Genomic DNA, 13,318 nt, shown 5'->3' on the forward strand with positions numbered 1-13,318 from the left:
ATAACACAAAAATCATCTTTTCTTCAATATTATTGTTCAGGTGGATAGAGTTTTTGAGATTTGTAACAAATTTCAAGTATGGCCACCCACAAAATCTTCAATGACCCCGTTTACGGGTTTGTTACAGTGCCTTATGGCATCATTTTTAATTTGATTGAGCATCCATACTTTCAGCGTTTGCGGCGCATCAAGCAAGTCAGTTTGACGCATTATGTGTATCCTGGCGCGCTGCATACGCGCTTTCACCATGCCCTTGGAGCATTCCACTTGATGACTCAGGCAATTGACGTGCTTAGAGCAAAGGGAGCCGACATCAACGATGAAGAGTCCCTTGCGGTACAAATTGCCATTTTGCTCCACGACATCGGCCATGGGCCTTTTTCTCATACCCTGGAAACTACCCTGATCAATGTGCACCACGAGCGCCTTTCGGAGTTGTTCATGCAAAAACTCAATGAAGAATTCGACGGCGCACTGAGCCTGGCCATTCAGATATTTGAGGATACCTACCCTAAGAAATTCTTGCATCAGTTGGTTTCCAGTCAATTGGATATGGATCGGATGGATTACCTCACCCGCGACAGTTTTTTCACGGGGGTGTATGAGGGCGTGATTGGGTACGACCGGATCATTAAAATGTTGGCAGTACACGAAGGTGAATTGGTGGTAGAAGAAAAAGGCATTTATTCGATTGAAAAATTTCTGATTGCCCGCCGTTTGATGTATTGGCAAGTGTATTTGCACAAAACGGTGCTTGCTGCCGAGCAAATGTTGATTCAAATCTTGCGTCGTGCCAAACAGATCGTCAAAGAAGGCGGCTCATTGTATTGCCCACCCAATCTGGAAATATTTATTCACCATGATTTTTCAGAAACCGACTTTCTGTCTCGTCGGGATGAATTATTGGATGCATTTGCCGGCTTGGATGATTACGACATTTTTGCCGCCATCAAAGGCTGGATGAAAGCGGATGATCGGGTGCTGAGTTTTTTGTCTACGGGCTTGATCAACCGAAAGTTGTTCAAACTTGAAATGGCCAACCGCAAATTTGAACCCGCTTACCGCCAGGCACTCAAACAAAAAATTGAAGAATGGTGGCAAGGGCCTGCCTCCGATATGGCTTACCTGTTGCTGAATGGCCAGGAAAGCAATCATGCCTACAATCCGCAAAGTGGTGAAATCAAAATTCTGTTTAAAAATGGCGTAGCACAACCCATGTCAGAGCTCCTGGAATCCGGGCTACATTTCAAAAACGTAACCAAGTACTACCTCGCCTATCCCAAATTTTAAATTTTGTTTTTTTTGTTGAAAAAAATTAAAAAGACTTGGCAATTAAGAACATTTTGTGTATTTTTGAGTTGATTTAAAATATTTACAACTCAAAGACATTTTTATGGGCAAGGTGGAAAAATATCTAAAGAAGAATTGGCTCAAGCTGGCCATTGTACTGCTTTTGGTATACGGGGCCACGCGTAAAAACCTGAGCTTGCGCATCAACATGAATACTCCGGTCAAGTCTGAAGAAAAGCTCCCCTTGCAACCCCTTGCAAGCCCCAAAAAAGGCTATACCGTTAATCAGCGGTCACTCACCACGGAGAGTAACAAATTTTCTCTGGATCCTTTTCCAACCAAAGAATCCTCCTCTACCTTGGCCGCACACTTGAGCAACATCGATGACGTATCCGTCAAGGCATTTATCCATCGCTTTGTAAAGGTTGCCGTCAACGAACAACACAAATTCGGGATTCCAGCTTCCATTATTTTGGCCAATGCCCTGATGATGAGCCAGGCTGGGCAAAGTGCTGCATCGCAAGGTGCAAACAACTTCTTTAATCTACACTGCACCAGCGATTGGCAAGGACCAACCTTCAATAATGAAAAATCCTGTTTGCGCAATTACGAAACAGCCTGGATGAGTTTCCGAGACCACAGTTACTACATCACAACAGGCGCTTTTTCGCCATTGCGAACAAAACGAACAACAGACGTAACAGGATGGATAGATACCTTGCAAACCCTTGGTTTTTATCCCACAAAAAGCGATGCCAAAGCAGTTTTGGAAATCATTGAAAAGTACGAATTGACTTCCTGGGACACCCATTGAAATAAAACGGGCTAAAAGCCGGTCTATTTATTCGAGTTTTGTATTTTTGCTACCTTAATTGTCATACCTTTCAAACTATAATTGCTATTCAGCTCCTGGGTGCTTGCGGCGGTAGTAGTGTACTCCTGCTCCAAAAACCCATCCTGAGCGACCTTTCCGAGTCTGGATTTTCACCCAAGGCTCCGTAACCGTTTCTTTTCCCAGGTTTACAGTGGTTTGTGAATCTGTTACTTCGTTGAGGTAGTACACTTCATCAAAGAGGGTCAGGCTTTCCAAAATTTCAGCGTTCAGGTTTGGGGTCTTGCGCACTTTCAACCCTTCGATGCTTACATAAAGTACCGCCAACGCAGGGCCAGAGACGGTGGGCGTAGCCACTGGCACAATAGTATCTTTTTTTGCGTTTTTGATGGCATGTCCAAGACTGTCTTCCAAGTTGCGAATGTGTTCGGTTTCGGCCCTACGACTGTATTTGGCCTGTGTAGCTGAACACTTTCTAAAAGCCCAAACCGCAAAACCGACAAAAAAAGCAGCGATAAGGAGCAGTTCCAAACTGGGCAGGATTGACCCTTTTTTTTCACTCATAGTATTTTGTTTGGAAGTAATAAAAATTCAAATCACATAGTAGTGGGGCAAAAGTAAGTGTTTCATTTTTTCGAAGCCAAAGGATTAGATAAGAAACTTGAAATGAACCGTTTTACTCATTTAATCCTTTGGCAAAATGAAACACTTATTTTTTTATCGCCCTCTACAAAGATATTCGTTTTTGCAATGGAGCATTTATTTTACCAAATTGCACTTACAAAAATACCCAAAGTAGGGCCGATAACAGCCCGTACTTTAGTGAGTTATTGCGGTAGTCCCAAAGATGTATTTGAGAGCAACACCAAAGCGTTGCTCAAAATTCCCGGTATTGGCGCACAATTGGTTCAGCAAATCAAGTCCACTGAACCTTTAACATTGGCCGAAAAAGAACTCTGGCACCTAGAGCAGCATGGCATCTCTGCCCTTTTCTATCTTGATGATCAGTACCCCAGTCGTTTAAAAAATTATCCAGATAGTCCATTGGTCATTTATTTCAAGGGAAACACCAATTTAAATCCAGATAGGGTCATTTCCATAGTGGGGACGCGCAAGCCTAGTATTCAGGGCACTGCATTTTGCGAAGAGTTTTTAGAGCAAATTTTGCCTTTTAATCCCCTTATCATCAGCGGATTGGCTTATGGCATTGACATTTGTGCCCACCGCAAAGCACTTGAACTTAAGTTGCCAACCATTGGCGTATTGGCCCATGGCCTGGCTCATTTATACCCTCCGGCGCATCATTCAGCAGCACAAAGAATGCTCGAAAATGGCGGAATCCTTACAGAATATGGGTTTGAAACCACTGCCGAAAAAGAACATTTCCCGCTGCGCAACCGCATCATTGCGGGCATGTGCGATGCCTTGCTGGTGGTAGAAACAGCGCGACATGGCGGCTCCATCATCACTGCCAACTTTGCCAACGATTACGACAAGGACGTTTTTGCAGTGCCGGGCAGAATTAAAGACCCCTATTCCGCAGGCTGCAATGCACTGATTAAAACCCATCAGGCGCACCTTCTTGAAAGCGCGGACGACTTGATTCGGATGCTGCGCTGGGATTTAAGCATCAGCGGACAGGGTATTCAGCAACAGCTTTTTACAGAACTGGATGTGGAAGAAAAAAATATCGTAAATTTGTTGCGTCATGATGAAGGAAAAGACATTGACACGCTTACTTATTTGGCTCAAAAATCCAATAGCGAAATGGCCGCTTTATTGCTCGAACTGGAGTTTAAAGGGGTCATTAAAGCTTTACCGGGTAAGCGGTATGTACTGGTCTAAGCTTTTTCTTTCTCAATTGGGTCAACCAAACACACGCTTAAAGACAAGATTAGATGAAAAAACTGATGCTGTGCTCACTGGCAATCCTGTTGAGTTTGCCCATTTTTAGCCAAAAAGCACCCAAAGGTACCCCTACTGGATCAATCACCCCAGTAGCCAAAGTCAAAAATGTGATCTTGCTGATTGGCGATGGCATGGGGTTGACCCAGCTCAGTGCGGGCATGTACTTCAACAACAATCAAAGTCAGTTTGAACGCTTCCCGATAGCTGGGCTACAAAAGCCCTATGCTGCCAATGACCTGATTACCGACTCGGCTGCTGGTGCAACCGCCATTGCTACTGGCGTCAAAACTTACAACGGAGCGATTGGTGTTGATGTGGACAGTACCCAATTGAAAACCATCATGGAAGAAGCCGAACGTAGAGGCTTGGCCACCGGATTGGTGGTTACCTCAACCATTACCGACGCAACGCCCGCCGCATTTGTGGCCCACGTACGCAATCGCAGAAAAGAGGAAGAAATCGCTACCTGGTTCCTTAAGTCAGAGATTGATTTTTTTGTTGGGGGCGGGAAAAAATACTTCGACCAGCGCACCACAGATACAAGAAATTTATACCAAGAACTGAAAGACAAGGGATTTCAGGTTTCGGACTATACTCAGTCTGGCACAATTACACCTGACCCCCAAAAGAAATTTGCCTATTTCAGTGCAGAACTCGATCCACCCAAGGTTTCGGAAGGTCGAAGTTACCTTGCCCCAATGAGTATCCTGGCCATTCAGCAGTTGAAACAACAATCCGAAAAGGGATTTTTCTTGATGGTGGAAGGTTCTCAAATTGACTGGGGCGGCCACGCCAATAATTCTGATTACATCGTCAGCGAAATGGTTGATTTTGATAAAACGGTTGGTAAAGTTCTGGACTTTGCCGCTGCCGACGGCGAAACCTTGGTTATCGTAACCGCAGATCACGAAACTGGGGGCTATGCCATCAACCCCGGCTCTGAATTTGGAAGCATTAAAGGCGTATTTACCACGACCAACCATACTGCGCAATTGGTTCCTGTATTTGCCTTTGGGCCTGGAGCTGATTTGTTTGCCGGGGTGTATGAGAATACTGCGATTTTCGCAAAGATGAAGCAGGTATTGGGGTTTTAGGGCACCTCTAAATCCCAATAGTGTCCGGTTCAAATTTAAATAAAGAGGAGAGTATAGCACCCCGCCTTCGGCAATGTGCTATACTCTCCTCTTTATTTAAATTCTGTTCTTTACTTATCCCCTACCCTTCTTTGCTCATCAGAAGCTCCGCTTCTTCTTCGTTCGGCTTTATTCAGGTATTGATTGCCAAAATTGTAGGTGAAAGTCAAATTGACAATCCTGGTTTCCCATTCTGAAAGGATTTTCGCTTTAAAATCGGCGTGGTCGATTTGGCCATGCCAGTACCGGAAGAGTATGTCGTCCATGCTCAGGTTGAGGTTGCCCTTGTTTTTGAGGATTTTCTTTTGCACGCCCAAACTCACACTGTACAAGTGCTGGCTGATCTGGATGCCTTCAATACCGGGGCCATTGTACCATCCACCAACTTCAATTTTCCAATCCTTGGGCAGGGTGTACGTTCCTTGAATAAAGGCGACAACATTCCAGCGCCCCTGGTTGAACTGTTCTTTAAAGACTTCTGATTGATAGTGGTTGTAATAAACCATCACGCCACCATAGCCGGATAATTGCTTAATGAATTCAAGGGGAAAAAACAGGCTACCTCCGTAGCGTTCGAATTTGGCCAGGTTGTCGTCCATCCCAAAACCTACCCCTGTTACCGAGTCTTGCTGGGTCACCAATTGGATGGCGTTGTTGGTACGACTGTATTCCAGGTTAAAAAAAGGCTGCTTGTCGTACGTCAAGGAAAGCTTGTAGGAGTCGGTGATTTCCGGGCGCAAAAAAGGGTTGCCCTTCTGATAGGTGTACGGGTCAAGGAACCGCACAAAGGGGTTCAACGAATTGTAACTTGGCCGGTTAATCCGGTTGCTGTAGGCCAATGCTACACCCAATTTATCCGTTAATGGAGCAGAAAGACTCAAACTGGGAAACAAACGGGAGATGTGCCGCTTTTGGGCACTATCTAAGGTAACGGAGTACCCCTTAGACAAAGAGTTTTCGTACCGCAAACCCGCTTGTCCTTCTACTTTACCCAGCGTAAAATCGGAAGAAACATAAGCCGCCGATATTTCCTCCGTAAAAATAAAGTGGTTGCTCAGGGTTGGATCATTCACCCAAATATTGTCGGTAAAGATGTTGGCTTGCAAGTCGTTGTCAACGATGGCATGGCTGTATTTAAGGCCCGTTTCAATTTTGAGTTTTTTTCCAAAAGGCTTGGTATAATCCAGTCGATAGGCTTCGATGGCCGTGTTGCCAGGTTGCTCCTGTCTGCGGTTTGGGTATTGATCGCTTCCAACTGTCAGTGTAGTTTGCAACAGGTTGCTAACCTCCCTGCCATAACGGTTTACACTTACATCGGCATTGATTTTCTGGCCGCTGGTGTCCAGTTTCAGTTCGTAATAGGCATCCACGTTGACAAATCCGGTTTTGCGGTTGGTCTCGTTGGTGGTCAACAATTCAGCCCGGGATTTTTGTAAATCCTGAGATAAAATGGAGGTTTTGTTCTCATTGGTCGCTTGGTTGGTTGTTCCCAACACGTTGACAGACATACCCACCGTTTGCATCTTGCTTAAATAGTGGTCTACTCCCGATTTCAAATTGAGCGAATATGGTAGCCCAGGCTGAAAATTGCGCTGGCTGTACACCTCATTGCCTACAATGCGATCCAGGTTCAAGGCTTCGTACCAGGTGCGGTGGCTGAAAGCGACGGAATTGGTAAAGTTGAATTTTTCGTTGCGAAAATTCATAGTACCAGAACTCCGGTATTTCCAGAATTTACCCACACCCGCGCCAAGTGTAGCGGTTCCGTTCAGCCCCAGTTTCATGTTGCGCTTCAAAATGATGTTGATTACTGCTCCGGTTCCCTGGGCATCAAATCGAGAACCTGGCTGGCTGATTACTTCAATGCGGTCGATATTGGCCGAAGGCATGTCCTTCAACAAACTCTGCATGTCCATGTACTGGGTAGGTCGACCATCGATCAGAATAGACAAACCTTGTTGGCCAGCCAGGCTGATTTTGTCGTTGACCACAATCATACCGGGCACTTTGCGCAATACATCCAACGCGCTACCACTCGCGCCAGTGATGCTGTTGGCCACATTGACAATCATCGTACCCGCTCTTTGTTCAAGGAATGGTTTGCGGGCAACGATTTCGGCGGTAGCCAGGGTTTTCGAAACGGTATTTAAGGCAATATCGGGAAGTTTAAGGTCTTCTGTCAGGGTTTCAATTTTTTGGAAATGATCCAAAAAACCGAGCATTACAACCCGCAAGAGGTAGGTTTTACCTGTTGGAACAGCAGTGAGTTCAAAGCTTCCATCATCGTTGGAAATAGCAGCTTTGATCATACTAGAATCTTTGGGTTCTAGCAATAACACATTGGCGTAGGATATTGCGGTTCGCTTTTCATCCAGCAATTTGCCACTGAGTTTGGCCTGGGCATGGAGGGACAAGCACAACAAGCAAGCTCCTCCAAGGGTGATTAGAAGTTTCATAACAGTCAGGTGATGGTGTAAAAATGTCTTTGAAATGAAGAGATGCGAAAAAATAAAGCTTACCCCTATTTGCCAATAAAATCGCAGGGAATTATTTTTCTCCCAAGGCTTCGCTCAAACCTTCCCCAAGTGACTTGAAGGTGATCACCGTAAAGAAAATCGCGATCCCCGGAAAAACAGCCAACCACCATTCAATTTCATGCTGCCCACGCAATTGCCCCAAAATTGTACCCCAGGTAACTTTGTCAGCCGCACCTACCCCCAATAGGGAAAGGCTCGACTCGGTACTGATGGCAGCGGCCATACTAAAGGACAACAAAACCAACAGTGGGCCTACGGCGTTGGGCAAAGCATGCCGAAAAATCAGGCGCAAATGATCAAAGCCCAAGGCACGGCCTGCTTCCATATAAGTTTGTTTGCGCACTTTCAAGAACTCTGCCCTTACAAATCGGGCCAAAGAAGCACTGGTAATAACGCCTACTATGGCCATCATGTACGTAACGCTGGGTTGCTTGAGTGTAGCAATGAGCGCCAAAACCAGGATAATGGAGGGAATGGCATCTACGATTTCCAAAAAACGCATCAATATCGTGTCCAGTGGCAGGGTGATTTTTTTCAAACGCGGAAACAATCTGGCACATAAACCAGCCAAAAGATAAGCCAACACCAATGGCCCGATGACCAGGCTGAGAAACTTGATCAGCAATCCAAACCAACCTGCACCTTCATTAGTGCCCGGTAAATAGGCAGCGTAAAAAAGGCTTAACGGAAGAAAAAACAAATAAATCAAAAACGTAGCACGATTGAGGACAAATCCGGAATCTCCAAAATAACCCGCCAATCCACCAAAGGTCAGCCCCAAAACCAGTGAAACGGAAACAGCAATGAGTCCCACCCACAAAGCCATCAAAGTACCGTACAACATGCCTGCGGCAACGTCACGGCCTGACTTGTCGGTACCCAACCAATGCCAGTAGCGCCAGGATTTTACCCTTTGCCGTTCAAATGGCCCACGAGCACCCAGGTTTTTGTGGTCAATGGATGAAGGTGAATAGGGGATGAAGGTAAACAGTACGTTGTTGTAAGTTTTATCCAGCCAATCTTCAGCAGGAATCAAGCGCTCATCCCAACTGCTCAGGCCAGCATCAACCAGGATCCCCTGGAAAAGTGGAAAAAATGTGTGCCCATGAACTTTTGCATAAACAGGCCGCTCATTGGCCAAAAAAGGACTCAAGAAAGCAACCAGCAAAAAACCCTGCAAGCCGCGGATGGCCAAACGACCAGCCCGCTGCGCCCGAAAGCGCTGCCAAACATTGTACCAATATCCTCTTGACACATCCTTCTTCATGCTTTATCCATCATTTTCATGCTTTTACAACCTGGTTAAAGCGCACCCGGGGATCCAGCCAGGCAAAAGCCAGATCAACCAATAACAAACTTACCATACTGAGCAATGCCCCCAGGAGAATGATGCCAAACACCACTGGCCAATCCTGAGTGCCAATAGAATCGATCAGCAACTGCCCCATTCCGGGAATGTTGAAAATGTTTTCTACCAAAATAGAACCCGCCACCATATCTGGCAACAAGGATCCCAGAAAGGTAATCAATGGAAAAGCAGCATTGGGAAAAGCATGCTTCCAAATCACCGCCTTTTCGGGTAGCCCTTTGGCCCTGGCGGTGCGGACAAAATCCTGGTTCAAGGCTTGAATCATCGAACTGCGCATTTGGCGAGCCAAAACCGTCATCGCCGGATAAATCAGGCACAGAATGGGCAACACCAATTGACGCGTACTTCTACTTAACCATTCGCTCCAGGTACTGTTTTCGTCCAAATCCATCATGCCCGTGATGCTGATAAAATTCATGCCCCAATCTGGATTGGAAAAAACATACAGCAAAACCAACAGTACCCAAAATGAAGGCAAAGCGTACAAACCAAAAAGTACAGCATTGGCCCGTTTATCAAAGCGGGAATCTTTTCTAACGGCCATTTTTACCCCCAAAAAAATGGCGATCAAGTAGGCAATGGGCAACGCAAAAAAACTGAGCAGCAAAGTCCAACCCAGCGCCCGCCCAATTTTGGCACTCACTGGACGTCCATCCTGAAAAGAAACGCCCAAATCACCCTTGAAATAACCCAATAAGGTATGCTGAAACTGATTGTCAAAACCATGCCATACCACGCTGGGAAGAAACAGTTTTTCTTTTTGAGGATGGGCAATGAGCTCATTCAAGGATTGCTTCAATTGTGCGTGAGGACCGCCTAAGGCCTTTTGCAAGACCGCATCTTTTTGAAGCAAGCCGCTGCTTTTTTTTACCAAAACCCTTACCACCGAAAAATCGGTGGTGTACTGCAAATCACCGATCAATTGCCCCAGGCTGCTGCGGGATGCTGATTGGATGGAATCCGGTAATGCTTGCAGCGCTCTTTTGAGTAAGCCAATGTTGTTAAAATAAGATTCCAAGGCTGGCCAATTTCCATTTTGTCGCAATAGTTTAATCAACATTTCTCGTCGACTGCGGAAGGGAATTTTGTACAACGTATCTGGATAAGCTGCGGGTTGAATACTGAGGTAAAAAACTGGCTTATCGAGTCCAATTCGAGCGGCTTTGCGTTGGTAGGTAATGAGCAATTCTTCTTCGCCGAGCCGGGATTCATCCAGTTCTTCCTCGAATTGTTCTTGCACCAAATCTCCTGGAACCAGACGACTCAAGCCAAATATCAAAACCAGCGCTGCCAACAAAGTTGGAGCCATGATCAGGATTCGCTTGAGGAAGTAACGCATCATTTTAGTTATGTTGAGTACTAATTTTTCAATCTAAACTCTGAAGGAACATAGCCAGGAGAGGTTGAAACCGGCGTGGTTGAAAACCGCTTGTGGATGGCAATGCATTCTTTGGGGGCAAACAGAAAAATCTCCGGTTGTTCATCATAGATGGTGGCCTGTAAGCGCTTATACATTTCTCGGCGTTTGTTGACATCAAAAGTCACGGGGATTTGATCGATCAGGGCATCGGTTTGGGCATTGCCAAAACCACTCCGGTTGTCTTCATCGGTACGCCAGTTTTGTTCTGGGTTCCAGGAAAGCGTTGGATTGCCGCGACCAGCACTCAACAATTCAAAATCGTGAGCAGACCAGTGCGCAAGAATTTCCCGACCTTCCATGGGTTGAATCTTGATGTCGATCCCCGCTTTTTTGGCATTGTCTTGAAACAAGAGTGCCATTTGCTCCGAGGTTTCTTTTCCAGCAGTATACAAATAAGAAAGGCTTAATTCGGTATTTTTCCCATTGATTGACTTGTCTACAATCCCATTTTTATTGCTGTCATTCCAACCTGCTTCCGCCAGAAGTTGCTTGGCTTTGTCGATGTCAAAAGCAATGGGTTTAAGGTCTTTGTTGTAATCTGGAGATGCCAGCGGAACAGGGCTCGTCACTCTTTCTCCAAACCCCAGGTACAATTCTTTGATGATTTCATCTACATTCACCACATGTGCCAAGGCCCTGCGCACTCTTTTGTCCGACAATTTTGGATTGCGCATGTTGATGGGCATGCTGAAATAGGAAGTCGTTGCCGGAGTGTAGAATTCGTATACATCCGCAACTCTCTTGTTTTTTTTAAGGGCCAAAAAATCCTCTGGTGTGATTCGATTGGTCACATCTATCTCTTCGTTTTTGAGGGCCGCCAAAGCAGCCGCTGGATCGGTGATCACTTTAAAAATGATTTCATCCGGGTAGTAGGTCAGAATCGGGTATTTTTTCACTAATGGCTCACCCCACCAGTCTTTTTTCTTTTTGGTAACAATTTTTTGTCCACTCGTCCAGGATTCGATGCGGTAAGGCCCACAACCTACCAGGTATTTAGGGTCATTGGAATACGCTGGAGAATTGAACAGCTCCGCAAATTGAATGATCTTGGGATTTTTGGCCAGTGCTTCTGCTTTGGCAGGATTGATTAAATCTGCCAAAGGAATGCTTTTCATTAAGCCCTTGGGATCAAGAATATGTTCGGGTAAAACCGAAAAAGAGTTGGTGGCAAAATCCAGCGAATAAATGGTTTTGGGACTCAATACCACGGTAAATCGCTTGGGTTTTTTGGCATCAATTTGTACATCTTTAATTTCCTCAACATAAGGTGCGATAGATGCATCGACTTTGGGGTTCAGGATGGTTTTCAGCGTAAACAGGTAATCTTTGCCCGTTACAGGCTTGCCATCATCCCATACAGCTTCATCAAAAATTTCAAAAGTATAGCTCACCGCACCATTGGGCAGATCTTTTACAACCGGTTGGCCCTTGACCAAAAAAGGAACCAGTTCGTAATTGTCGTTGTAGGTCATCAAGTTGAGGTGCGCCAAATCAGAAGGTATCCGTCCATACTGTGTAGTCGTGAGAATGGTATTGAGCCGGTCGGCATCGCTTTCCAGGCGCACGATTACTGAATTTCCAGTTCGTTTAAAATCTACATCCGGTAATTTCTCTTTGGAATCTTGTTGACAAGCATTGAAAACAAGCATCAGGCTAAAGACTAAAGTTTGGGAGATGTTCAGGTAACGCATTACTTTGGATTAAAGGTTCAACTATTCCCTAAAACCAATGAACGACTGAGGAAAGATTGGTGTTAGGTGCTCAAAATTAAACAATCTACAACGGTAAAAAAATTTTACCGAAATTACGTGTTGTATTTTGTTTACCAAATAGGAACGCAATGAGCATTGTATTGATTGCCGGAGGCACGGGTTTGATTGGCACTCAACTCAGCAAAACGCTGAATACCGTAGGATTTCAGGTTCGCCACCTCAGTCGACATCCAGGCCCGGATGCCTTGTACCCAAGTTTTGCCTGGGACGTAGACAAAGGTACTTTAGACCCAGCCGCATTGGAAAATGTTGAATTCATCATCAACCTGGCGGGAGCAGGAGTAGCCGACAAACCCTGGACTGAAGCCCGCAAGCGCCTCATCACCGAGAGTCGAGTCAAAAGCAATCAACTGCTTAAGAAGCATATCCTGGCCATGCCCCAAGCTCCCAAAGCCTTCATTTCCAGCGCAGCTGTAGGCTATTATGGTGACAATCCCAGTGAACAATGGGTTTCGGAAGATGCTGCACCTGGCAAGGGTTTTTTAGCCGAAAGCTGCATTGCCTGGGAAGCTTCTATTCGCAGCATAGCCGAAACTGGCGTTCGGGTTGTTGGTCTACGCACCGGGATTGTGCTCTCTACAAAAGGGGGAGCATTGCCCAAGTTGATCCAGCCAATGAAATTTGGAATAGCTTCCTATTTTGGTACTGGCCAAACCTGGTATCCCTGGATCCACATCGAGGATCTGTGTCGCATGTTTCTTTTTGCCCTGCAAGACCCTGATATGTCCGGTTTTTTCAACGCAGTTGGGCCAAATCCAGTGCGCAATCGAGAGCTGACTCAAACTGTAGCCAAAGTATTTGCCCCCCGGGCCTTTTTAATTCCTGCACCTTCTATTGCGCTGTATGCCATATTAGGCGAATTGGCTAGCGCTATTCTCACAGGGGTCAGGGCTTCTGCTGGAAAAATCCAAACTGAAGGTTTTGATTTTGAACATCCAGAATTGGAAGAAGCACTGCGGAGCTTGAAATAAGGAATGGGGTTGAAATAAGAGTCATTCCCGGTTTTTTTGCTAAAAAATGAAATTTCCATAAAAACGGGCTACTTTCATTCTACCAA

Annotated in this window: 10 protein-coding genes; 5 read left to right on the forward strand and 5 right to left on the reverse strand. The window is 45.6% G+C overall.

From position 1 onward, the window contains the following. Window positions 1–78 precede the first annotated feature (78 nt). Both ABW391_RS14475 and ABW391_RS14480 read left to right on the forward strand, forming a co-directional pair. The gene (locus ABW391_RS14475; protein WP_353482598.1) at window positions 79–1,290 is read left to right on the forward strand and encodes an HD domain-containing protein; all 1,212 of its coding nucleotides are present in this window, start codon (window positions 79–81) and stop codon (window positions 1,288–1,290) included. A 103-nt stretch (window positions 1,291–1,393) separates the two neighbouring features. Beyond that, window positions 1,394–2,104: a glucosaminidase domain-containing protein gene (locus ABW391_RS14480; RefSeq protein ID WP_353482599.1), complete on the forward strand. Its 711-nt coding sequence runs from the start codon at window positions 1,394–1,396 to the stop codon at window positions 2,102–2,104. 84 nt (window positions 2,105–2,188) lie between these two features. On the opposite strand, the gene ABW391_RS14485 is transcribed toward ABW391_RS14480, so the two are convergent. Beyond that, the gene (locus tag ABW391_RS14485) at window positions 2,189–2,686 is read right to left on the reverse strand and encodes an SH3 domain-containing protein (protein WP_353482600.1); all 498 of its coding nucleotides are present in this window, start codon (window positions 2,684–2,686) and stop codon (window positions 2,189–2,191) included. Between the two features lie 186 nt (window positions 2,687–2,872). Here ABW391_RS14485 and dprA point away from each other — a divergent pair, with 186 nt between their 5' ends. Together dprA and ABW391_RS14495 are read left to right on the forward strand one after the other, a co-directional pair. After that, entirely contained in the window at window positions 2,873–3,967 is a 1,095-nt protein-coding gene (dprA, locus tag ABW391_RS14490; RefSeq protein WP_353482601.1) for a DNA-processing protein DprA, read from the forward strand. 53 nt (window positions 3,968–4,020) lie between these two features. Beyond that, window positions 4,021–5,124: an alkaline phosphatase gene (locus ABW391_RS14495; protein WP_353482602.1), complete on the forward strand. Its 1,104-nt coding sequence runs from the start codon at window positions 4,021–4,023 to the stop codon at window positions 5,122–5,124. Between the two features lie 110 nt (window positions 5,125–5,234). Here the strand turns inward: ABW391_RS14495 and ABW391_RS14500 are convergent, their stop codons facing one another. From ABW391_RS14500 to ABW391_RS14515, 4 genes are all read right to left on the reverse strand, one after another. Then, on the reverse strand, window positions 5,235–7,619 hold the full coding sequence (locus ABW391_RS14500; protein WP_353482603.1) for an outer membrane beta-barrel protein: 2,385 nt from the start codon (window positions 7,617–7,619) through the stop codon (window positions 5,235–5,237). A 91-nt stretch (window positions 7,620–7,710) separates the two neighbouring features. Further along, window positions 7,711–8,967: an ABC transporter permease gene (locus ABW391_RS14505; protein WP_353482604.1), complete on the reverse strand. Its 1,257-nt coding sequence runs from the start codon at window positions 8,965–8,967 to the stop codon at window positions 7,711–7,713. A gap of 16 nt (window positions 8,968–8,983) precedes the next feature. Further along, on the reverse strand, window positions 8,984–10,411 hold the full coding sequence (locus ABW391_RS14510) for an ABC transporter permease (RefSeq protein ID WP_353482605.1): 1,428 nt from the start codon (window positions 10,409–10,411) through the stop codon (window positions 8,984–8,986). 17 nt (window positions 10,412–10,428) lie between these two features. Next, complete coding sequence (locus ABW391_RS14515; RefSeq protein WP_353482606.1) at window positions 10,429–12,180, reverse strand: ABC transporter substrate-binding protein; 1,752 nt, start codon at window positions 12,178–12,180, stop codon at window positions 10,429–10,431. Window positions 12,181–12,329: 149 nt separating this feature from the next. On the opposite strand from ABW391_RS14515, the gene ABW391_RS14520 reads away from it, so the two are divergent. Then, window positions 12,330–13,232: a TIGR01777 family oxidoreductase gene (locus tag ABW391_RS14520; RefSeq protein ID WP_353482607.1), complete on the forward strand. Its 903-nt coding sequence runs from the start codon at window positions 12,330–12,332 to the stop codon at window positions 13,230–13,232. Window positions 13,233–13,318: the final 86 nt, after the last annotated feature.

The organism is Haliscomenobacter sp., from assembly GCF_040403615.1.
GTDB lineage: Bacteria > Bacteroidota > Bacteroidia > Chitinophagales > Saprospiraceae > Haliscomenobacter.

What these genes read in the sequence shown, in the direction of transcription:
- ABW391_RS14475 (WP_353482598.1), top strand. Translation starts at nt 79, where the DNA reads ATGGCCACCCACAAAATCTTCAATGACCCCGTTTACGGGTTTGTTACA.
- ABW391_RS14480 (WP_353482599.1), top strand. Translation starts at nt 1,394, where the DNA reads ATGGGCAAGGTGGAAAAATATCTAAAGAAGAATTGGCTCAAGCTGGCC.
- ABW391_RS14485 (WP_353482600.1), bottom strand. Translation starts at nt 2,686, where the DNA reads ATGAGTGAAAAAAAAGGGTCAATCCTGCCCAGTTTGGAACTGCTCCTT.
- dprA (WP_353482601.1), top strand. Translation starts at nt 2,873, where the DNA reads ATGGAGCATTTATTTTACCAAATTGCACTTACAAAAATACCCAAAGTA.
- ABW391_RS14495 (WP_353482602.1), top strand. Translation starts at nt 4,021, where the DNA reads ATGAAAAAACTGATGCTGTGCTCACTGGCAATCCTGTTGAGTTTGCCC.
- ABW391_RS14500 (WP_353482603.1), bottom strand. Translation starts at nt 7,619, where the DNA reads ATGAAACTTCTAATCACCCTTGGAGGAGCTTGCTTGTTGTGCTTGTCC.
- ABW391_RS14505 (WP_353482604.1), bottom strand. Translation starts at nt 8,967, where the DNA reads ATGAAGAAGGATGTGTCAAGAGGATATTGGTACAATGTTTGGCAGCGC.
- ABW391_RS14510 (WP_353482605.1), bottom strand. Translation starts at nt 10,411, where the DNA reads ATGATGCGTTACTTCCTCAAGCGAATCCTGATCATGGCTCCAACTTTG.
- ABW391_RS14515 (WP_353482606.1), bottom strand. Translation starts at nt 12,180, where the DNA reads ATGCGTTACCTGAACATCTCCCAAACTTTAGTCTTTAGCCTGATGCTT.
- ABW391_RS14520 (WP_353482607.1), top strand. Translation starts at nt 12,330, where the DNA reads ATGAGCATTGTATTGATTGCCGGAGGCACGGGTTTGATTGGCACTCAA.